General features: G+C 61.8%; 17 protein-coding genes and 1 other RNA gene. 6 read left to right on the top strand and 12 right to left on the bottom strand.

What is annotated here, in order from left to right; all coding sequences use genetic code 11:
* Positions 1-5: 5 nt before the first annotated feature.
* Complete coding sequence (locus CHB97_RS01980; protein ID WP_089286249.1) at positions 6-653, bottom strand: CatA-like O-acetyltransferase; 648 nt, start codon at positions 651-653, stop codon at positions 6-8.
* A gap of 244 nt (positions 654-897) precedes the next feature.
* Here CHB97_RS01980 and CHB97_RS01975 point away from each other — a divergent pair, with 244 nt between their 5' ends.
* Positions 898-1,938: a LacI family DNA-binding transcriptional regulator gene (locus CHB97_RS01975; protein ID WP_244559346.1), complete on the top strand. Its 1,041-nt coding sequence runs from the start codon at positions 898-900 to the stop codon at positions 1,936-1,938.
* A gap of 46 nt (positions 1,939-1,984) precedes the next feature.
* On the opposite strand, the gene CHB97_RS01970 is transcribed toward CHB97_RS01975, so the two are convergent.
* From CHB97_RS01970 to CHB97_RS01960, 3 genes are all read right to left on the bottom strand, one after another.
* Positions 1,985-3,490, bottom strand: a complete 1,506-nt coding sequence (locus CHB97_RS01970) for a tryptophan halogenase family protein (protein WP_089286247.1) — start codon at positions 3,488-3,490, stop codon at positions 1,985-1,987.
* Complete coding sequence (locus CHB97_RS01965; protein ID WP_200819773.1) at positions 3,487-5,025, bottom strand: tryptophan halogenase family protein; 1,539 nt, start codon at positions 5,023-5,025, stop codon at positions 3,487-3,489. The genes CHB97_RS01970 and CHB97_RS01965 overlap by 4 nt, the downstream gene beginning before the upstream one ends.
* A gap of 268 nt (positions 5,026-5,293) precedes the next feature.
* Positions 5,294-8,377, bottom strand: a complete 3,084-nt coding sequence (locus tag CHB97_RS01960; protein ID WP_089286245.1) for a TonB-dependent receptor — start codon at positions 8,375-8,377, stop codon at positions 5,294-5,296.
* Between the two features lie 570 nt (positions 8,378-8,947).
* On the opposite strand from CHB97_RS01960, the gene CHB97_RS01955 reads away from it, so the two are divergent.
* Positions 8,948-11,224, top strand: coding sequence for a beta-glucosidase (locus CHB97_RS01955; protein WP_089286244.1), 2,277 nt, complete (start codon positions 8,948-8,950; stop codon positions 11,222-11,224).
* A gap of 51 nt (positions 11,225-11,275) precedes the next feature.
* Here CHB97_RS01955 and CHB97_RS25735 read toward each other — a convergent pair whose 3' ends face one another.
* The gene (locus tag CHB97_RS25735) at positions 11,276-11,788 is read right to left on the bottom strand and encodes a hypothetical protein (protein ID WP_143270667.1); all 513 of its coding nucleotides are present in this window, start codon (positions 11,786-11,788) and stop codon (positions 11,276-11,278) included.
* Positions 11,789-11,904: 116 nt separating this feature from the next.
* Between CHB97_RS25735 and CHB97_RS25730 the strand changes: the two genes are divergently transcribed.
* Positions 11,905-12,483 (top strand): hypothetical protein, encoded by a 579-nt coding sequence (locus CHB97_RS25730; RefSeq protein WP_143270666.1) that lies wholly within the window; start codon positions 11,905-11,907, stop codon positions 12,481-12,483.
* Here CHB97_RS25730 and CHB97_RS01945 read toward each other — a convergent pair whose 3' ends face one another.
* Positions 12,484-12,903: a hypothetical protein gene (locus CHB97_RS01945; protein WP_089286242.1), complete on the bottom strand. Its 420-nt coding sequence runs from the start codon at positions 12,901-12,903 to the stop codon at positions 12,484-12,486. It abuts the gene before it with no gap.
* A gap of 74 nt (positions 12,904-12,977) precedes the next feature.
* A complete protein-coding gene (locus CHB97_RS01940; protein WP_089286241.1) occupies positions 12,978-14,906 on the bottom strand; it encodes a TonB-dependent siderophore receptor in 1,929 nt (642 codons plus the stop codon).
* Between the two features lie 369 nt (positions 14,907-15,275).
* On the opposite strand from CHB97_RS01940, the gene CHB97_RS01935 reads away from it, so the two are divergent.
* Positions 15,276-16,433 carry an acyltransferase gene (locus tag CHB97_RS01935; RefSeq protein ID WP_089286240.1) on the top strand — a complete coding sequence of 386 codons (1,158 nt, stop codon included), beginning with the start codon at positions 15,276-15,278 and terminating at the stop codon, positions 16,431-16,433.
* Between the two features lie 48 nt (positions 16,434-16,481).
* Here CHB97_RS01935 and CHB97_RS01930 read toward each other — a convergent pair whose 3' ends face one another.
* The 4 genes from CHB97_RS01930 to CHB97_RS01915 all read right to left on the bottom strand — a co-directional run bounded on the left by CHB97_RS01930 (position 16,482) and on the right by CHB97_RS01915 (position 19,798).
* Complete coding sequence (locus CHB97_RS01930) at positions 16,482-17,858, bottom strand: cystathionine beta-synthase (RefSeq protein ID WP_089286239.1); 1,377 nt, start codon at positions 17,856-17,858, stop codon at positions 16,482-16,484.
* Between the two features lie 79 nt (positions 17,859-17,937).
* The gene (locus CHB97_RS01925) at positions 17,938-18,582 is read right to left on the bottom strand and encodes an elongation factor P hydroxylase (protein WP_089286238.1); all 645 of its coding nucleotides are present in this window, start codon (positions 18,580-18,582) and stop codon (positions 17,938-17,940) included.
* A 45-nt stretch (positions 18,583-18,627) separates the two neighbouring features.
* Entirely contained in the window at positions 18,628-19,287 is a 660-nt protein-coding gene (locus CHB97_RS01920) for an aspartyl/asparaginyl beta-hydroxylase domain-containing protein (RefSeq protein WP_089286237.1), read from the bottom strand.
* Positions 19,280-19,798, bottom strand: coding sequence for a dihydrofolate reductase (locus tag CHB97_RS01915; RefSeq protein ID WP_089286236.1), 519 nt, complete (start codon positions 19,796-19,798; stop codon positions 19,280-19,282). The genes CHB97_RS01920 and CHB97_RS01915 overlap by 8 nt, the downstream gene beginning before the upstream one ends.
* 81 nt (positions 19,799-19,879) lie before the next feature.
* On the opposite strand from CHB97_RS01915, the gene thyA reads away from it, so the two are divergent.
* Together thyA and ssrA are read left to right on the top strand one after the other, a co-directional pair.
* Positions 19,880-20,776 carry a thymidylate synthase gene (gene thyA / locus CHB97_RS01910; protein WP_089286235.1) on the top strand — a complete coding sequence of 299 codons (897 nt, stop codon included), beginning with the start codon at positions 19,880-19,882 and terminating at the stop codon, positions 20,774-20,776.
* A gap of 13 nt (positions 20,777-20,789) precedes the next feature.
* Positions 20,790-21,157, top strand: a transfer-messenger RNA (tmRNA) gene (gene ssrA / locus CHB97_RS01905).
* A 149-nt stretch (positions 21,158-21,306) separates the two neighbouring features.
* Here the strand turns inward: ssrA and CHB97_RS01900 are convergent.
* Positions 21,307-22,326, bottom strand: a complete 1,020-nt coding sequence (locus CHB97_RS01900; RefSeq protein WP_089286234.1) for an ABC transporter ATP-binding protein — start codon at positions 22,324-22,326, stop codon at positions 21,307-21,309.

Raw genomic sequence — 22,326 nt, 5'->3', positions numbered from 1 at the left:
GGTTTTTATGCGCGCGGGGTCAGAAGCCCCGGATTATCCGCAATCTCCCCCAGGATGTCCTGAACGCGGGTGATGAAGCGGTGAATATGGATGCCATCCACCAAGCCATGATGGGCCTGCACCGCCAGGGGGAAACGCAGCCGCCCCCCTGTCCGGTCAAACCGGCCCACGGCGATATTGGGGATGGAGCAATCGCCAAAGCGCGCCATGGGATGCTGAATGGCGGTGAAGCGCAGCCAGGGCATACAGGTGGTGAACAGATAGTCCCGGTGCGTCATCGGCAGCATGCGCAGTTCCGTCGCCGCGCGTGCCAGCGCGCGGTCGGCCAGATAATCCTGCACGAAGCCCATCCGATCCGCCTGATAGGCGACGCTGGAGAAATTGAGATTATCCCCCGGCCCCAGCACGGTATAGCCAAGTGTCAGTACCTCCACCCGGTTCACCACGCCATCCAGCAGGCGCAGGCGGAAATTCTCAATCTCCAGGCTGGCGCGGCCGATGGCGTGCAGCATCAGGGCAAAGGGCGGGATGCCGGCTTGCTTGGCGGCAATGGTGTAATCGGCGCATTCCGCCTCTGCCGTGATGTTCACGGCGGGCTGGTCATAGCGGTGGAACAGGGCAATCTGGCGGCTGCGGTCTGTCAGTGGGGGCATCTGGTGCTTCCTTCAACCGGGTTCCCGACCCGTTTCGGAGCACTTAGTTATCCCGGTGGACCTTGGCCACCCCGGTTCAGCTCCGCCAGAGCAGCTTCTGGATAACCTTGGCGGGGGGACAGGTCAAGCGGGGGGCCGGCAGTAGAAAAACGCTGACAATACATATGACAACGTTATCATTTCCTTGCCAAGCCTTTCCGCGCGTGAGACGGATAGCCAAACGACAAGCCAACGGGTGGGAAAATTGGTCGAGCGCAAGCCGACAATCATTGATGTGGCCCGCGCCGCCGGCGCCTCCATCAAAACCGTCTCCCGCGTCATGAATAATGAACGCTATGTCAGCGCGGAAACGCGCGAGCGGGTGATGAAGGCGATGGTGGAACTGAAGTTCCAGCCCAACCGCTCGGCCCAAAGCCTGAAGGGCGACCGTTCCTATCTGATCGCCCATATTTATGGCGATCCGGGTGGCCCCTATACGGGCGAAATCCAGATCGGCCTGCTGCGCCATTGCCGGTCAGAGGGTTACCATCTGCTGATCGAGGAAATTGATTACAGCGCCGCCGATGTGGCCGAACGGGTGCATAATCTGGTGCATCAGTTGAGCCTGGATGGCGTGGTGCTGACGGCCCCGGTCACCGATAATGATGAGGTGCTGCGCATGTTGTCAGAAGCGGACATCCCCCATGTCCGCATCACCCCCGCGGTGGAACGGGCGGACAGCGCCTCTGTGCGCATTGACGAGCGGGCGGCGGCGGCCGACATCACCCTGCATCTGCTGGCCTTCGGCCATCGCCGCATCGGCTTCATCAAGGGGCTGCCCAACCATGCCGGCACCGATCTGCGCTATGGCGGTTATTGCGACGCCCTGCGTGAATATGGGCTGGAGCCGGATGAGGAGATCGTGGAACAGGGCGGCTTCACCTATCGGTCATCGCTGGCCCCAGCGCGGCGGCTGCTGACGCTGAAGAACCCGCCCACCGCCATCTTCGCCAGCAATGATGAAATGGCCGCCGGCGTGCTGTCCGTGGCGCATGACCGGGGCCTGTCGCTGCCCACCGACCTGTCGGTGGTGGGTTTCGACGATATCCAATTGTCGGAAATGGTCTGGCCGCCGCTGACCACGGTGCGCCAGCCGATTCAGGATATGGCAGATGCGGCGGCCGAACTGCTGATCGCCATGCTGGCCCACCGCCGCCAGCCCGACGGGCCGAAGCCGGCCCCCCACCGGGTTTTGCCGCATAATGTGGTGATCCGCCGCTCCACCGCCCCGCCCTCGCGGCGGTGAGGGGGGCCGGCGGGAGAAGACACTTCAGCGTCGCCCTCCCACCCCCTCAAAAATCCCGTTCCGCCGCGCAATGGGTGCGCAGGAATTCATCATGGCTGGGCAGGCCCTTCACCTGCGCGCGCAGGATCGGGGCGGAACGGTCCAGGGTTTCGGTGATCACCGACAAGGGCAGCGTCTCCACCAGCCCTTGATAACGGGCCGGCCGCACGCCCATCCCCTCATAAACAGATTGCCAGGACACGGCGCGGAACAGCTCCTCCAGCCCTTCGCGCAGCACGCCGCTGGCCCGGAACAGGTCCAGCCGGGCACGCAGGGAGGCCGGCACCGGGGCCTGGCGGCAGGCCTGCCAGAAGGGCGTGTCGTCGCGCTGGCTCAGGCAATAATGCAGGACGATGAAATCCTTCACCTCCTCATATTCCGCCCCCATGCGGCGGTTGAATTCGGCTGCCAGGGCCGGATCGCAATCCTGATCGGGGAAGAAGCGGGCCAGATGATCCACAGCCCGGTAAACCAGATGGATGGCGGTGGATTCCAGCGGTTCGATGAAGCCGGCCGCCAGCCCCAGGGCCAGACAGTTCTTCTCCCACATCCGCGCCCGCATCCCGGTCTTGAAGGGGATGATGGCCGGCTCGGTCAGCAGCCGGCCTTGCAGCTTGCTGCGCAGGGTCGCCACCGCCTCCTCATCGGACAGGAAGCGGCTGGAATAGACATAGCCATTGCCGGCCCGGTGCTGCAGCGGAATGCGCCAGCGCCAGCCATGGCCCAGCGCCTCCGACAATGTAAACGGATGGGTGTCGCCGGTATTTTCCGTCTGTACCGCCACGGCGCGGTCACAGAGAAGCTGATCCGACCAGTCGATCAGCCCCACCCCCAGCGTCTGCCCCACCAGCAGGGAGCGGAAGCCGGTGCAATCAATGAAGAAATCGCCTGTGACTTCCCGCCCGTCGCGCAGGCACAGCGCCTCAATCGCGCCATCGGGGCGGGTGCGCACCCGCTCGATCCGGCCTTCGGTGCGCACGGCCCCGCGCTCCTCGGCATAGCGGCGCAGATAGGTTGCCACCCGCTTGGCATCCACATGCAGCGCGTAGGAGGCGGCACCCACCATGGTGCGCTGCGCCTTGAAGGGCAGCATGAAACGATATTCATCCGCCATGATGGCGGCCGGTGCGAAATCCATCAGGGCCGAGGGGTGGCCATGGGCCTTGGCCCGCAGCCAGCATTGATAGAATTCATGCACATCGATCTGGCCGCCAATGGCGCCGAACGGATGGAAATAGCCACTGCCCAGCCGGTACCAGTCACGGAACCGGATGCCCAGCTTGAAGCTGGCGCTGGTCTGGCGGATGAAATCCTGCTCATCAATGCCCAGGTTGCGCAGCAGGGTGATGAAGGGCGGGATGGTGCTTTCACCCACCCCGATGGTGCCGATCTCCTCGGATTCCACCAGTTCCACCGCCGTGGCGCTGCCGTTCAGCAGGTGCGACAGCATGGCGGCGGTGATCCAGCCGGCCGTGCCACCACCGGCAATGACGATCCTGCGCAACGGCTTCATCGGGCGTTTCCTGCTGTGGAGGTGGATAAGGTGGGGGCGGCCACCCGCGCATAATGTTCAATGAACTCTTCATGGCTCGGGCAGTCGGCCACCGCCGTGGCGATGGCCTGGCGCATCCCGGCCAGCGCCCGGTCCAGGCTGGCCACATCCATGCCGTCCAGCGCCGGATCATACCGTTCCGGCAGGAAGCCGAAACCGGCGAAGATGGCCAGCCAACTGTCCGGGTGGAACATTTCCCAGCGATAGCGCACCAGGTGGCCCCGGCGGCGGAACAAATCCACCTTATGGGCCAGACTGTCCGGCAGGTCCACAGCGCGGCAATCCTGCCAGAACGCCTCCCCCCGCCGGTTCAGCCAGTAATGCAGGATGATGAAATCGCGCACCCGCTCCATCTCCCGCCGGGACCAGTCGTTGAATTCCGCCGCCAGCGTCGGGTCCATATCGCGGTCGGGGAAAAGCTGTTTCAGCTTTTCAATGCCGGTTTCGATCAGGGCGATGGAGGTGGATTCCAGCGGTTCCAGAAAGCCCGATGACAGGCCGATGGATACGCAATTGCCCTTCCAGGCCTGGGTGCGGCGACCGGGGGTGAAGGCGATGCGGCGCGGGCCGACGGTGGGCTTGGCGCCGATGGCGGCCAGCAATTCCGCCTCCGCCGCCGCATCATCGATATGGCGGCTGGAATAGACATAGCCATGGCCGGTGCGGTGCTGCAACGGGATGGTCCAGCGCCAGCCGGCCTGTTGCGCCGTCACTCGCGTGAAGGGTGGTGGCGGGGACAGGGCCGGACCTTGCGCCGCCAGGGCCCGGTCACAGAGCAGCCATTGCCCCCAATCCTGATAGCCGGCCTGCATCGCCCCTTCGATCAACAGCCCCTGGAAGCCGGAGCAATCGACAAACAGGTCGCCCGTCACCACCCGCCCATCATCCAGCAGCAGGCCGGTGATATGGCCATCCTCCCCGCGCTGCTGCACCTGTTCGATGCGGGCATCGATGCGGCGCACGCCACGCTGTTCGGCCACCTGTCGCATCAGCCCGGCAAACAGCCCGGCATCGAAATGCAGCGCCCAGTCAAAGACGGACAGGGTAGAGGGCGGATTGGCCGATGGCAGGGTGAAACGCCCCGCCTTGGCGAGAGCCACGGCCAGCGAATAATCCCCAAACGCGCCACCCAGCCCGGCGGTGCGGGCGCGCAGCCAGTAATGATGGAAGGGGATGCCGCGCAGATCCTGGCCATGCAGCCCGAACGGATGGATGAAGCCGCCGCCATCGCCGGTCCAGCCATCAAAACGGATGCCCAGTTTCACCGTGCCATGCGTGGCCTTCAGCACATCCAGATCGCGCAGGCCCAAAGATTGGTAAAAGCGGCGGATGGTGGGGATCGTCGCCTCCCCCACCCCGATGGTGCCGATGGTACTGCTTTCCACCAGGGTGATGCGGGGACCGGACCCGCGGAAATGGTCCGCCATAGCGGCGGCCACCATCCAGCCGGCCGTTCCCCCGCCAACAATCACCAGATCGCGGATGCGCTCCCCCATTGCTCCCCCCATTTGGCCTGACGGGCGTTTGCCGCCCTCAATGTTTGTATGAAAAATTACTATTTATTATCAATTAATTACGCTCTTCACTCCGTCACCCCGGCGAAGGCCGGGGTCCAGGGGCCACAGGCGCTTTTCTCTACGATACTGGACCCCGGCCTTCGCCGGGGTGACGGTGATGCAGAAAAACTCGCCAGACCGACACTTCATCAACAGAACAACGCCCCCGACCCGTCAAGGTCGGGGGGCGCCGGCGGTGCTTACCCGATCACCACTTGAAGCGAACACCCAGCGTGTAGCGGGGCTCATACTCGTTCTGCCAGGCATATTGGGTGATGCCTTTGGCGAACTCCACCACGTAATCCTCCCGCTCGCCCAGGACATTGGACCCGTTGGCATAGACGGTGATGTTTTCGTTGATGGCGTAGCTGACGTTCATATCAACATATTGCGAGGCTTGCTGATAGACCGGGAACTGACCATCGAAGACATTCTGCAACCGCTTGCTGCGGTAATTATAGGCGATACGAGCCTGCAGATTATCATCCTGATACCAGGCAACGACATTGACCTGATGCTTCGAATTGTCGTCGAACGGTGCCGTGATGTCTTTGCCGTCCGGCGTTTTCTTGGACAGGGTCTGTTCGCTGGGCGAGTAGGTGTAGTTCGTATCCAGACCGAAGTTGGAGAAGAAGCTACCCTCGTCCAGGAAATCCTTGAAGGAGAGCTTGGCCCCCACTTCGATCCCTTCCACCTTGCCGCCCTCGCCCTGCTGCGGGCGGGTGACGGGCACGGTGTTGCGGATCACCCCATCCTGGTCGGGATAACGCCCGTCATTGGTGGTGCGGGTGACGACATAGCTGTCGATATTCAGGCGGAAGGCCGACAGGTTCAGCATACTGGCCCGGCCGATATAATATTCCACCGCCGCATCCCAATTATCCGACCGCCAGGGATCAAGCTCGGGATTGCCGGCCGATTCAGCACTGGTAACCACACGAATGCCCAGCTTCGGATCATCGGCCGTGTTGATCTTCAGCGCCCCGCCATAGCGCAGCAGGTCCAACGGCTGCATGGTCTTGGAATAGCTGAAGCGCAGACGCAGATTATCATCGACATCATAGGCGGCGTTCACCGCCGGCAGATAATCGTAATAGCTGCGGCGGCTGGTGACATCGCCGACATCATTATTGGTGTCGCCATAATTCTTGGTCTCACCGGTGATGTTCTGGCGCACCTGCAATTCCGTGCGGATGATCTTCAGGCCGGCAGTACCGGACAGCGGACCATAGGCGAAGTGCGTGTTAACGTAGCCGCTATCCTCCCACATATCGACATCATAAGACTGGCCGGGCACGATCACCCGATCAGCACCGCCGAACACCTTCTTGTGGAAGGCCTCCGGATCGTCGAAATCACGCGGATCGATGGCCCAGAAACCGGGAATGCCAGAGGTGATGGAGCCCAAATCCTTCACCCAGATGACATTATTATAGGTATCCAGCCGCGTCGGCGCATTGACCGTATAGCCCTGGAAGACCGGCTTGCCCGTCACCGGATCGGGCACAAACTCACCCGCCTGGCACTGGTTCTGGTTCATCACCACGTCGATGGCCTTCCACTGGGCCGAACAACCGCTGGTGTTGGGCTGGCCCGCCATATTGACGCCCTGGCCCTTGTAGAAATTGGAGAAGAGGTGGAACTGCTCGATGCTGACCGACCGGTCGCTGCGGCGGATGCCGACATCCACCTTGTTGAGGAAGCCCAGGAACGGTTCCTCAAAATCATAATGGCCATCGGCGCGATAGACCGACAGGTCGCTGGTGGCCTCGTTATTGCCTTCAGAGGAGAAGGCGCCGATGGCATAGCTGTCCTTGTTGGCCATATAATCGGTCAGGGTCTTGCCAGCCCCCAGGCCGCCGGAAATCTGCTTGTCAAAGCCAGTCCATACCGGATGGCCACCGGAAATATTGTAATGAAGCTGCGGGTTCTGGCCATAACCCAGCGGGTTGGGGTCGACATAGCGGCCACCCAGGCTGCCGACGATATTGTTGGTGTAGCGCGACGCCGGGAAGCGGTCGGCGATTTCCTTCGGATAGAAGGTGCCGCGCGTGCGGTCATTGGCATCGCGGAACAGGTTGAAGCGGCCATCGGCATAGCGCCAGTTGGACAGGTCACCCTGCGCCTGTCCATTCATGGACAGACGGTCAGCATCCGCGCGCATGGCGCGGAATTCAAACTTGAACGGCCCGCCATTATCGTAATTCAGCTCGGCATTGAAATTCTTCGATTCCGAGGTGTTGACGCGGTTGACGGAGAAGGAATTCACCCACCAGGCATCAATGTCATATTCATTCACCGCCACCCATTTGCCCACGCCAACCGGCGTGCTGACGGTCGGCTTGGTCCAGATACCATAGGCATCACCGGACCAGCGGTTGGAGATATTGAGACCGGCCGAGCGGTTATACTCGTCCATCTTGGTGTAGAATGCTTCGGCGATGAAGGTGAAGCCTTCACCCAGATCGGCCTCAAAGGCACCGGAAACGGCCAGACGCTTGCGCTCCGCCTCCCGGTGGAAGCTTTCAAACCCGTGCGGGGAGATGAAATCGGTGGGGGCCTTGCCGCCCCAGTCATTATTGCCGGACAGGCCGCCGGCAACACCGGAATAGTTGTTGCCCAGATTGGCCTTGCTGCCAGCGGCAGAGACCAGGGCGCCGATACGATCACCACGCCAGGAAACCAGGCCATTGGCCAGATAATCCTTGCCCTTGGTATCCGTGCCGCGCTGGCCTTCCAGCGCACCGGTCAGCGAGATACCTTCCGGCATGTCCGACGGGCGGCGGGTGCGCAGATCGATGGTGCCGGAAATGCCCGACAGGGCATTGCGCGTATCGGTGGACTTATAGACCACCACGGCATTCATTAACTGGGCCGGCACATCGCTCAGGTTCGGCTTGGCCTCCCCCAGATTGCCGGCGGACAGATATTGTTCACCGTTCAGCATGGTGATGACCTGCGGCAGGCCGCGCACATTCACCGTGCTGCCTTCGCCCGCCTCACGCCGGATCTGAATGCCGGGGACGCGCTGCAGCGCGTCGGCAATGGTCACGTCGGGCAGCTTGCCGATATCTTCGGCGCTGATCGCATCAACGATGGAGGTCTCGCTGCGCTTCATATCCACCGAGCGCTGCTGCGAGGCGCGCACGCCGGTGACGATGATCTCGTCCAGAACTTCCTGTTGCGCGCCGGCCTGCTGGGCCATGGCAGGACCACCCAGCGCCAGCGGGGAAACACCCGCCAGCAGGGCCACGGCCGCAGTGCGGCCCAGCAATGAATATCCGCCCCTCATCAATCCCTCCCATCATCCTCGGTTTACTGGCGGCCATGACAGGCACCGAACGCGCAGGAAGGGGACGACGCCCGGGCATCCCCAGCCCATGGCATCTTGAAACGAATCCCTGTTGATCCTTGAGATCAGCCTTTTCCCACCCAGAACGGCGCGCTTGTTCAACCGCACGCTTTACGCTTTGTGGGGCTGAGATTACGGCGCGCCCATCCAGTGTCAAGGGCTTTATGTCATCGTTGTCAGAAGGAAAAGCGGGATGTGGGATTTTGCCAACAGGTCAAACCGGGAATGGAAGCGCACTCATTGGCCTGATCGCTGTCCATTTCGCCTCCGCAACATGATTTTGCAGCGCAAACAGAAGGGGGCGGCTGCCATACCCCTCTCATACCGGGGTCTGCATGGGGGCGCCGACACAAAATCAGACAACGTTGTCCGAAGAGACTGACAACGGACAGACAAGATGTTAGGGTCACCCCAACCCTGATAAAGGGGGGCTTGAGCAACAGGCAAAGCCGGGAGGAAACGGGGCCCGCCCCGCCGGCATGGATCGACGACAGGACGAAGAGGGTGGCAATGCGTATCGTCAGGCTGAAGAAAATCATCCCGCCGCTGCTGCTGGCGGGCTTGCTGGGGGGTGCTGCCACGGTGGCCATGGCGCAGGGAAATGCCGCAGCACCCGCTGCCACAGCCGCAGCACAGGCCCAGCCCTGGCTGAACCCGGCGCTGGCGGCTGATGAGCGCGCCGCCCTGGCACTCGCCGCCATGACCCTGGACGAAAAGAAGCTCCTGGTCTTCGGCCATTTCGGTTCAGCCCTGAAATACAAGAATTATCTGCCGCCCAAGGAAGTGCGCATGGGCTCGGCCGGCTATGTCGCCGGCATCAAGCGGCTGGGCATTCCGCCGCAATATCTGACCGATGCCGGCGTCGGCGTGGCGACCCAGCGCGAATCGCTGGCGCCTTATCTGGAACGCACCTCCCTGCCCGCCGGCATTGCCACTGCTGCCACCTGGAACCCCGCACTTGCCGAACAGGGCGGGGCGATGATCGGGCGGGAGGCGCGGGCATCGGGCTTCAATGTCATGCTGGCCGGCGGCATCAATCTGGTGCGGGAACCGCGCAATGGCCGCAATTTCGAATATGGCGGGGAAGATCCCTGGCTGGCAGCCACCATGGTGGCCGCCCAGATCAAGGGCATCCAGTCCAACCAAATCATCTCCACCATCAAGCATTTCGCCTTGAATGCGCAGGAAACCGGCCGCTTCGTGCTGGATGCCCGCATTGCCGAGGATCAGGCCCGCATGTCGGACCTGCTGGCGTTTGAAATCGCCATTGAGAAGGGCCAGCCCCATTCGGTGATGTGCGCCTATAACCGCTATAATGGCCCCTATGCCTGCGAAAGTGATTTCCTGCTCAATCAGGTCCTGAAGAAGGACTGGGCCTATCCAGGCTATGTCATGTCCGACTGGGGCGCGGTCCACAGCACGGCCCCGGCCGCCAATGCCGGACTGGACCAGGAATCGGGCTATATTTTCGACAAGAAGCCCTATTTCGGGCCGGAACTGCTGGGAAAGGCGCTGAAGGATGGCAGCATCCCGCAGGCGCGGCTGGATGATATGGTGCGGCGTATCCTGCGCGCCCTGTTCGCCTCCGGTGCGGTGGATAACCCGGTTTCCATCCAGCCCATTGATTACGGCGCCCATGCGCTGGTGACCCAGGCCGATGCCGAGGAAGGCATCGTGCTGCTGAAGAATGACGCCAACCTGCTGCCGCTGGCCGCCAGCGCCAAGCGCATTGCCGTGATCGGCGGCCATGCCGACAAGGGTGTGCTGTCGGGTGGCGGCTCCTCCACCGTGTTCGCCCGTGGCGGCAACCCGGTGCCGGGCCTGGGGCCGAAGGATTTCCCCGGCCCCATCGTCTATCATCCCAGCGCCCCGCTGGAGGCGATCCGCCGCCGCAGCGGCGATGTGCGCTTCGATCCGGGCACCGATGTGGCGGCAGCAGCCAAGCTGGCCGCCGAGAGCGATCTGGTGATCCTGTTCGCCAACCAATGGACGGGGGAGGCGTTGGATTTCCCGCTGACCCTGCCGGATGGGCAAGATGCCCTGATCGCCGCCGTGGCCAAGGCCAACCCCAAGATTGTGGTGGTGCTGCAAAGCGGCGGCCCGGTGCTGATGCCCTGGCTGGCCCAGGTGCCGGCGGTGCTGGAGGCCTGGTATCCCGGCACGCGCGGGGGTGAGGCGATTGCCCGCGTGCTCTATGGGGAGGTGGATGCCACGGGCCGCCTGCCCGTCACCTTCCCGCAATCGCTCGACCAGTTGCCCCGCCCGGTGCTGGATGGCACGGACAAGAAGCCCGATGTCTCCTTCCCCGTCACCTATTCGGAAGGGGCGGCGGTCGGCTATAAATGGTTCGATCTGAAGGGGCACAAGCCGCTCTTCGCCTTCGGCCATGGGCTTTCTTATACCAGCTTCACCTATGAGGGGCTGGCGGCGGAAATGACGGCGGACGGGCTGAAGCTGCGCGCCCGCGTCACCAACAAGGGTTCGCGCTTCGGCAGCGCCGTGCCACAATTCTATATCGGCCCTGCGCCGGGTGTGACCGCCGGCTGGGAAGCACCGCGCCGGCTGGTCGGGTTTGACAAGCTGGCCCTGGCACCGGGCGAATCGCGTCAGGTGGAGGTCACCATCGATCCCCGCCTGCTGGCCATCTATGACGGTGCGGCCAAGGGCTGGAAGATCAGCGGCGGCACCTATCAGGTGCAGCTTGCCCGCTCTGCCGTTGATTTTGTGCAGCAGGCAGACGTGACCCTGCCGGCCCGGCAATGGTCGGCCGCCAAGGGCGCCAAGTAAGGATAGGGGGCGCCGCCCGGCACCGGCGCCCCTTGATCATCCGTGCAAATGTCAGCGTGCCGGCTTCTTTTGCCCGAACACGTCGCTGCAGACCCGTTCTGCATAACGGGCTGTCAATTTTTGTTGTGCATCGGACATGCTGGCAACGGCAATTAGCCCACCACCGCCGGTACGCTCTGTTAAATAGTACTCTCCCAGTTCATTGCCAGCCAAATCATGCAGGGAAAGCTTACCGGTCAATTCAGAATGATCACCGACCAGCACGGTCATTGCCCCATTTTGCTCTTTATAGTTATCCACCCTCACACGGACGAGAACAGGCACATTTCCCTTCATGCATCCAGGGAGGATTTCCTTCAATTTTTGTTCCAGAACTGACTTCAATTCTAAAGGTGCCGTTGGCTGCGACAACTCCACCTCTATTTTATTTAGGGACAAGCTGGATAGCTTTGCTTGATCGGCACCATTCAGTGTTTTGACAGAGTTTGTCTGACATCCCGCCATCAGGAGCATTACCACCCCGGCTACCATCCATAAGCCATACGTACCATTTAGATACTTCATTCACCCCCCCCGCTATCTCGTTAGATGGAAATTATGAGAGTTAATCCCACTGGTGAAGCAGCTGAATATATGAGATAGATTTTTATAAAGTTTCAACCACAAAAAAGGAATCTGAAATGGAAAATTTCAATAAAATTATCGCATTAATGGCAATTTTACTATTGGCAACGGGATGCCAAATCCCAGTTCATAATCAAAATCCATCCAACGAGATACCAAATTTTTCCGTACATGAAAAAATTCCAGGAAAGTATCAAATATCTATCATTGGAGCAGAGAAGCTATCCATTGATTATATGCTTGAATACCCAATTAAAGCCATACTGAAGCTTGACCAAAAAAATGTATTTACGGAAGATGCGCTTAATGCATTTCGCCAACGATATACCGATGTCATTCTCTTCGAAAAAAATGGAGATGAGGGACGTATCCCATTAACTCTGGAGGTAAAACAAGCACGAATATTTGCTACGTGTGGCTCAATTTCCTTATTCAAGGGAACCTGCACGGCCGAGGGCAAAGTAACGCTTGCTCTGACGATGCCCGGCAACAGCGCCCCCGTGACGGCCATTGGGGAAGAGGTTATCACCTCCCCACCCAACAGCGATATTCTGGAGCCTTTACATGATGTGGGACCAAAGGCATTACGACGCGCGCAAGCCAAGGCCCTTGCGAAGTTAATCAGCCCCCCCTGATCAGTCCGGCAGCAGCACCGGCGACATCTGCAGCCCGATGGGGGAGAAAAGCCGGGCGTGGGCGTCGGAACAGACAAGGTGAAGGCGCAGATCAAACGCCTTGGCCAGCTTGGACAGATAATATTTTTCCAGATCATGAATGATCTGGTCGCTGACATGCACGGCGAACAGTACCGTATCGCCGTGCACGGTCAGGTTATAGGAACGCAACGCATTGTTCATGGCATGGTTGGAGAGAATGATCTCCGTATTCTTGCCGACAATGCCGGGCAGTTCGGCACAGGTCCGCACCGTGCCCAGCAATTCATAGGCGCAGCGCCATTCCCGCCCGCCTTCCGACCAGAGCGTATCGAACCGCTTCACTCTGGCGGAGGCAATCTCCACATGGGCACTATCCAAATCGGCGGGGATATCGATCATCTGGCGGCTCCGACATGCTGAGGCAACAATTACCCCAGCATATGACGGATCGACAGCCGATGCTTTGATGAAGATCAGAAGCGGGTGCTGAGCGCGACGCGCCAAGCCCGGCGATCGATGGCGCTATATTCCCCATCATCCACCACATCCCAGCCATCCGCGTTGAACAGGTTCAACAATTGGGCGCGCAGGGTGGCATCCTGGCCGAACAAAGCCAGTTCCTGGCGCAACCCCAGATCAACCACCGTGACGGCCGGCGCATCGGCCAGATTGTCCCGCCGGGCGGTGGTGGCGCTGCGATGATCAATGACCAGATCAAGCGAGCCGCCGTCCCATCCCGGCGGGGCATAATCCAGGCTGGCCTGCCAATGCACCCGGCGTTGCCCCACCGGGCGGCGACCGATCAGCCCTTCCCTCACCTCCGGCCCCGTCACCACCGGGTCCAGCAGCACCGCCCCCAGCACAAGCGACAGGCCCGGCAATGGCTGGCCGGTCACGGAGGCTTCAAGCCCCCGGTGACGCACCTGCCCCAGGAAGCCATAACGATCATTGCCATCCAGACCGGCATAGGGGCGGCGGACATCGAACAGCGAACTGGTCAGGTTCAACGGCCCCAATGGCAGCTTCACCCCCAATTCGCGCTGGGTGGTCAGTACCGCCGGCAGCAGGCTGTTGCGGTTGATCGCCGTGACCGGCGGCGAGCCCGCCTCCTCCAGTCCCCTGGCATAGCTGGCATAGGCGGTGATATCGCCATCAAAGCGCCACGCCACCAGCGCGTTGTACAGCCAGGGGTCGGAGCCGCCGCGCGCCGGGGCAGCGGCGCCGGTGCGGGACTGTTTGCGATAGCGCGCCTTCTGCACACCGACACTCGTATCCAGCCGCCCGGCCCATTCCAGCCGCCAGTTGACGCCCCCCGCCCATTGCCGCACCTGATCGCGTGATTGCGGCTGGTCGAACAGCAGATCGGGCTCAGGCACATCCCGCACCTCATCCACCCGCCAGGGGCCCAGCGGTATCTCCACCTCCCCACCCGACCGTTCGCGGCTGGACAGGCCGCGCAGGCTGGCGGTCAGGGTCTGCCGGGCCGTCTGGCCGGACCAGCCATAGGAAAGCTGGCTTTCCCCCGACCAGACAGCATTCTGCGACCGTGGGAACATCAGTACCAGCATGTCACCCTGTCCGCTGGCATCAATGCCATCCAACAGGGCAAAGGCATCCTTGTCCGACACATAGCGGGAATGGAACAGGCCGCTGCGCAACACCAGCCCATCGGCCAGACCCGCATCGACAATCAGGCCCAGATTACGGCTGTCAAAGGCGTAATCGGCCCAGCGCTGGCCGATGAAGCGGGATCGGGCGGCCCGTGGCGGCAGCCTGCCCCCCTGCGGCAACAGGGTGGGCGTCACATCCTCATCCCGGCCTGATTCCATATCCAGCAGGCCGGTAATCGTCAGCCGGTCGGTCGGGTGCCAGCGGGGAACGAAGGCGGCCGTCAGATAACGCGCATCATTGCCACCCTGGGCATTGCTGTCGGGATAAAGCCCGACACCACTGGCCAAGGTCCAGATACCGTCAGCGCTGGCCAGATCGCCATCCAGTTCCAGATAGGGGGACAGGTAAGGATCAATGGCAAAGGTGACGTTCCAGCCATTGGCCTGCCCCGGATCGCGCAGCGCCAGATCGGCAATGCCCGACGGGGCCGGGAACAATTGGCCGATATTGCCCAGCCCGACGCGGATGCTGGTGCTGTCCACCGCCCGGTCGGTCAGGGCCCCGGCGGGGCGGAAGAACAAACCTTCCAGGCGGATATTCCCGGCCACGTCCGGGCTGAAGCCCCGCACCGCCGATTGCGAATAAAGCCCGATGGATTCGGTGCCCACCCGCAGGCCAAAGGCATCGGCCGCCTGCCGGACGACATTGCCCGCCGGCTCGCTGGACCAGCAGGGCTGGACAGCAGCCAGAACGGGCAACAACAGACATGTGATCAGGAAAGGGGGGCGCATGGACGGGGCTTCTTGATTGTTTGTGCCGGCAAACTAACCGACACCAAAAACATCCGCAATCGGATATATTTCGACCCTCCACCTGTTGACCACAGGCGCCGGATGCCGCCGTCAGACCACGGGGTTCCGGCAACCATGGGGATACCGAGACGACGGCCGTTGCCCCCAAGGGGCATTATCAAGGGTCCGCTGCATAAGACACTGAAAAGCAAAGGGAAATTATAGATCGATTCTTACCAGTCGCGATACAAACGAACAAAATGAAATAAAATTTCATTTATTGAACAACAAAAATTCCTTTCATTCGGGATAAATCGGAATCGTTACGGATCAGAGACGGCCACTATAGCTCGGACTTTTGGAAAGGAAATGGGAATGGAGTCGGGTTTCAGCCCCATATCCGGGACGTCATCAAAAGAAACGCCAGCGGCTTATGCGTCCCGGAAATCCCATTTCTTGGTATTGGATGGCTTACGTGGTACCGCCGCCATCATGGTCGTATTTTTCCATATTCTTGAGATGCGATTTGCCCTCAGCGACCCCAGCGCCAATCCGCTACGGCATTCTTATCTGGCGGTCGATTTCTTCTTTCTGCTCTCCGGCTTTGTTGTCTCCCACGCCTATGATGATCGCTGGGGCCATATGGGTCTGGGGGCATTTTTCCGCACCCGGTTGATCCGCCTGCATCCGGCGGTGGTTTTGGGCGTATTGATCGGGCTGGTCGCCTATCTGGCTGATCCGTTTCTGGCGGTCTCCCCCCATCCGACGGCAGCGAGTTCCGCCGTCGCCATCAGTCTGGTGGCAGGCCTTCTGCTTCTGCCATCACCTTCGCTGCCCGGGCGTTTCACCGAAACCTATTCGCTGAACGGCCCGCACTGGACACTGGCACAGGAATATCTTGCCAATATTGCCTATGCGCTGGTTCTGCGGCGGCTGGGAACGGGGGCCCTGGCGGTGGTTGCCTTGCTGGCGGCCATCGGGCTTGCCATCACCGCCCAGGCGAAGGACGGGATTTCCACCGGCTATAATTTTGAGACCTTGTGGGTAGCACCGGTGCGGGTCGGCTTTCCCTTCATCGCCGGCATGTTGCTCTATCGCACCCGCCACCGTTGGCAGTTGCCGCAGTTGGGTATGCTGCCCCTGTCCCTGGCACTGATCGCACTGTTCTGCGTGCCCATCCTGCCACCGATGGCGGGGATCAGCCTGAACGGCATTTTTGATACGCTTTGCGTACTGGTGGCCTTTCCGCTGATCGTCGCCTGCGGGGCCAATTCCCCGACCGGCCCTTTCATGCAGCGGCTTTGTGACCGGGCTGGCCGGCTGTCCTACCCGCTCTATGCCAGCCATTATCCGTTCATGTGGGTCTATCTGGCCTTTATCGCCTACACCGCACCGCCCGCCGAACAGATGAATCTGGTGGGTTGGGCACTGGCCCCGTTCCTGCTGATTTTCGGCTGGCTGGTGACCATCTGGTATGATGAGCCGGTTCGTCACTGGTTACGACGGAAAATGCAGGCCAAGGCCTGAACGCCCCCCCTTCCCCGGCCCCCTGCCGGGGAAGGGATTGTCTTGCGGCTATTTCATCTGCCGGCGCAGATGGTTCAGCATGTCCACCCGCGTCAACAGACCCAGGAACCGGTCACCATCCATGATGATGGCCACCAGATTGCGGTCGAACAGCCGGGTCAGTTCGGCCATCGGTGCGGTGACGGGTAGCGTTTCCAGCCGGTTGACCATGGCGGTATAGACCTTGTCGCGGAAGCGGGCCGGGTCTTTCTCCACATGCAGCAGCAGGTCGCTTTCATCCAGAATGCCGATGACGCGCGTTCCCTCCATCACCGGCAATTGCGAGACGTCGCTGATCCGCATCCGCTTATAGGCCGTCAGCAGCGTGTCTTCCGGGCCCACCGTCACCACCTGGCCCTTGTCATAGCGGCGGGTCATCAGGTCGCGCAGGTCATTGTGGCGCTCGCGCGGGGTGAAGCCCTGGTCTTCCATCCAGGCATCATTGAACATCTTGGACAGGTACTTGTTGCCCGTGTCGCAGACGAAGGTGACGACACGCTTCCTCTCCGTCTGGTCCCGGCAATATTTCAGGGCTGCGGCCAGCAGGGTGCCGCTGGAGGAGCCGGCCAGGATGCCTTCCTTGCGCAGCAGGTCGCGCGCTGCATTCAGGCTTTCCGTGTCGGTGACGGTATAGGCGGCTTTGGCGTGCTGCAGGTCGCAATTGGGGGGGACGAAATCCTCCCCCACCCCTTCCACCACCCAGCTTCCGGGCTCCCCATGGCTGCCCTTGTTCACCAGATCGGCGATGATGGAGCCGGCGGGATCGGCGATCACCATCTGCGTCTTGGGGCTGGCCGCGGCGAAGAAGCGCCCCAGCCCGGTGAAGGTGCCGCCGGAACCGACCCCCACCACCACGGCATCAATGTCGCCGCCCATCTGCTGCAACATTTCCGGCCCCGTCCAATCGGCATGGGCCTGGGGGTTGGCCGGGTTGGCAAACTGGTTGACATAGAAGGCACCGGGGATTTCGCCGGCCAACCGTTCGGCAATATCCTGATAATAGGCCGGGTGGCCCTTGCCGACATCCGACCGGGTGATGTGGATTTCCGCACCCAAGGCCCGCAGATGGTTGATCTTCTCCACCGCCATCTTGTCGGGGATCACCAGGATCAGCCGATATCCCTTGGCGGCACAGACCAGCGCCAGCCCCAGGCCGGTATTGCCGGCCGTCGCCTCAATCACCGTGCCGCCGGGCTTCAAGCGCCCGTCAGCCTCTGCCGCCTCAATCATGCGCAGGCCGATCCGGTCCTTGATGGAGCCGCCGGGATTCTGATTTTCCAGCTTCAGATACAGCTCACACGGGCCGGTATCGAAGCGGGTCAGCCGGATGATCGGCGTATTGCCGATCATGGACAGGATGGCCGGACCCTTGGTGCTGGCATTCATGCTTGTCCTCCCTGGACGTTCTTTCACATCAGGGAACAACCAAAAATGCCGGTCGGCAAGGGCCGCCAGAAATGCGCAATCAAGCTGCGGCGCGGGCCATGCCGGTGACAGATTCGGGCCGGAAAGGCCGCCCATCGGCATCAATCAAACCCCGGCGGTGCAGCAGTTCCACATGGCTGATGAAATTGCCGGCGCACCCCGCCGGACGCTCCCACCCTTCCAGCCAGTTCTGTTCCAGAAAGGCCAGGATGGCGGGCTGCTGCAACTCCACCTCCCACAGGATGCCCAGCAGGGAGGACAGCGCCTCTTCCTCAATCTGCGTATCCTTATCCACGGCAATGGCGCGGTTGGCCTCCTCCACCCGGCCGGATTCCGGGCCGGCGCCAAGGCCGAAATCGATCATGCCGCGCCGCTCCGGCGGGGCCACCAGCCAATGCGCCACCTCATGGATCAGCACATAGGCTTCCGACCGGGTGCGGATGGACTGCCCGTCATAGGAGAAGGCCTCCATCGGTTCGGCATCAATGGTACCGATGCCGAAATCCCGTGCCAGTTTCACCCCCGCCGCCCGGTGTTCCGGCGTATCCACGCCCAGCGGCACCAGATCCAGCGTCGCGGCAATCCGCTCAAACACCGCCAAGGCCAAACTGTCGGGCGGCAGATGGGCGCGAAGGCTGGCCAGGGCCTGGGGCAGGATATCGTCCGGGATGGGGGTCAGTTGCATGATGACAAAGGCTTCAGCGGCAAGGGAACAGTATTGGGCGCTATTCTAGCCGCTTCGGGCCGTCAACAGGGCATTGATACCTTCCTGCGCCCGGTATTGCCGCCCAGCGGCATCTGCATAGAGTGCGGGCGGGAATAATGAACGCACCATATCATTGACAGTGACATCCACCGCAATGACCAGCCGATCCTGATTGGATGGGTTTTCGACTTGATGGGGCTGGGAGAAATCCCCCGTCCATAATGTGCCGGCGGGAAAGGCCAGCTTCTCATGCCCGATCCAGGTGAAGGCCTCATCGGGCACCTGCACCGCCAGCAGCAGCCGGGCCAAGGGCAGGTGCAGGGCCTGTTGATCATAATGCCAGCGCAGGAAACCACCCGCCGGCTGGCGGATGATATGGCTGCCCTCCACCTGCAACCCCGGCAAAGACAACACGGCCGTTTCCAGCAGGGGCAGATGATCCAGCGCCGGGCTGCGTTGAAGGGGGGCGTCGCTGCCATAGGCACCGGCTTTCGCCACCAGGGTGATGGCCGTCCAGTCGCCATCCTCGCTGCCATAGCGGTTGCGGGCCTCCGGCGGGGTGGCGGCGATGGCGGCCATGGTCTGGCGGTGCAGTTCGGCTGCATCCAGCCGGATGCTGGAAGCGGCCGCCAGCAGCAGGCCGCTCTCCATTGTCAGCCGTTGCCAGGGCAGCAGCTCAGCCATTGCGTTTGCGCATCTTGTGAAAGCGCATGACGCGGAAGGCCGGGCGGCCCTCCTCCGGGTTCTGGGTGCCCAGTTCCTCGCCCAGATAGCCGGTGCGGTCGAATTCCGGGAAGAACGTGTCGCCTTCCGGCGTGGCGGCGATCTCGGTCAGGTAAACCCGGTCGGCGATGGGCAGGAAGGCGGCGTAAATCTGCGCCCCGCCGATCACCATGATCTCCTGCCCGCCAGCCTCCTCGGCCAGCTTCCTGGCGGCGGCAACGGCGCTGTCCATATCATGGGCAACAATGGCACCGTCGGCCTGGAACGCCTGATCCTTGGTCAGCACGATATGCGGGCGGCCGGGCAGCGGCTTGCCCCCGAAACTGTCCCAGGTCTTGCGGCCCATGATCATCGGCTTGCCCATGGTGACCTGTTTGAAGAAGCGCAGGTCGCTGGGCAGCTTCCAGGGCATCCGGCCCTGATGGCCGATAACCCCATTGCGGGCGACGGCAGCAATCACGGTAATCAACAAGACAGCTTCTCCAACAGCACGGTATTGTGCGATTAGCGATACCCCAAGCAGCCCCAGCCCACCAGCCGGAACCGATCATCGATGCGCCATCCTGAATATCAGTATCTCGACCTGATGGCCCATATTCTGGAAAAGGGCGACCGCCGGGTGGACCGTACCGGTGTCGGCACCCTGTCCAGCTTCGGGGCCATGATCCGGTTTGACCTGTCGGACGGCACCACCCCCATCCTGACCACCAAGCGGGTCTATTGGAAGATGGCGGTGAAGGAGATGCTGTGGTTCCTGACCGGCGGCACCAATATCCAACCGCTGCTGAAGGACAAGGTGACGATCTGGACCGATTGGCCGCTGGCAGCCTATCGCCGCGCCACGGGGGAGGACATCGCCCAGGCCGATTTCGAACGCCGCATTGTCGAAGATGACGCTTTCGCGACCCGCTGGGGCGAACTCGGCCCCGTCTATGGCAAGCAATGGCGGCGCTGGCTGGGGCCGGATGGGCGCGAACATGACCAGATTGCCGCCCTGATCCACGGACTGAAGCACACGCCCGCCAGCCGACGCCTGCTGTTCCACGCCTGGAACGTGCCGGATGTGCCGGACATGGCCCTGCCGCCCTGCCACATGGTCTATCAGTATCATGTGACGACGGACGGCAAGCTGAACAGCCTGATGTTCCAGCGTTCCTGTGATCTGCTGCTGGGTGCGCCCTTCAATTTCACCGGGGCTGTGGCCCTGCAATTGATGCTGGCCCAGCAGGCGGGGCTGACGCCGGGTGAGTTCGTCTGGATGGGCGGGGATGTGCATCTCTACCTGAACCATCTGGATCAGGCGCGCGAACAGCTCAGCCGTGCCCCCCGCCCCTTCCCCCGCCTGTCGCTGGCCCGCAAACCGGACAGCATCGATGGCTATCGGATCGAGGATTTCGTGCTGGAGGGCTATGATCCGCACCCGCCCATCAAGGCGGATGTGGCGGTGTGATCCCGAAATATCCCCCCTTCCATTCGCGGAAGGGAGCGCCTATATAGGGACTGTCGGGTTCGCCCGACTATGGGGATAAACGCGGTGTGGAATAGACGTTGCGGACCCGGGGGCGGTACCCGGCGCCTCCACCATTCTCCCTCCGGTCATGCGGTTATCGTGGCTGCCGGCGGGTTCATGGGGGCGAACTAGGATCGACGCGCGTAATAAAGGCATAGTCTTCTCCCGGCATGATACCGCCGTTATCGGGTCAAACCTTATAGATGCCAACGATAACTCGGCGTCTGACCTTCGCATGGCTGCCTAATTCCCCCTAAAGGGCGTTAGTCAGTTAGCTTAGTTCGCAGCCCGGGGGGAGCTGGGCAACAGAATCCCCCCACCTTATTTTAGGACATTGTTGGGTTTTGGCGCGCGACCTTGGGCGACAGGGTGGCGTGTTTTGTCGTTGCGCTCACGGCTTTCAGCACTCTCAACCGTCACCCCGGCGCAGGCCGGGGTGACGGGGAAAGAAAGCGACGTGCCCCGCCCCCTCAGTGATGCCCCACCGTCGGCACGGCGGCGGCGTCGGGGATGCCCCAATGGTGGCAGGCCACGCGGTGGCCCGGCATCTTTTCTTCCAGCACCGGCACTTCCTTGGCGCAAATGTCGCTGGCCTTGGGACAGCGGGTGCGGAAGACACAGCCAGAGGGCGGCTTCATCGGGCTGGGCAGGTCGCCGCCCAGCACAATGCGCTGCTTGTTCTTCTCAATATCCGGGTCCGGCACCGGCACAGCGGAAATCAGCGCCTGGGTATAGGGGTGCAACGGCGCCTCATAGATGGCGTCGCGCTCGGCGATTTCCATCACCTTGCCCAGATACAGCACCATCACCCGATGGCTGACATGGCGCACCACCGACAGATCGTGGCTGATGAACAGCAGCGACAGGCCGAATTCCTTTTGCAGATCCATCAGCAGATTGACGATCTGCGCCTGGATCGACACGTCCAACGCCGATACCGGCTCGTCGCAGATCACCAGCTTCGGGTTCAGGATCATCGCGCGGGCAATGCCGATGCGCTGACACTGGCCGCCGGAAAATTCGTGCGGATAGCGGTTAATCATCTGCGGCAGCAGGCCGACCTTGGCCATTAGGGCCCGCACCTTGGCCTTGCGCTCCTCTGCCTTCATCTTGGGGAAGAAGACGGTCAGCGGTTCGCCGATAATGTCACCCACGGTCATGCGCGGGTTCAGGCTGGCCAGCGGGTCCTGGAAGACGATCTGCATGTCGGCGCGCTTCTGGCGGATCACCTCCGCGCCGACGCCGGTCAGTTCCGACCCCATGAACACGACCTTGCCATCGGTCGGCTTGATCAGTTGCAGCACCGCGCGGCCCAGCGTGGATTTGCCACAGCCGCTTTCGCCGACAATGCCCAGCGTCTCCCCCTCATTCAGGGTGAAGGAGACGCCATCCACCGCCTTCAGCGGGGTATATTGGCCGATCAGGATGCCCCCGGTGCGGATGGGGAAATGCACCTTCAGCCCTTCAACGCGGAGAAGTTCTTTCGACAT

The sequence above is a fragment of the Azospirillum sp. RU38E genome, assembly GCF_900188385.1.
Lineage (GTDB): Bacteria > Pseudomonadota > Alphaproteobacteria > Azospirillales > Azospirillaceae > Niveispirillum.
This window is presented reverse-complemented; position numbering and strand designations above follow the sequence as displayed.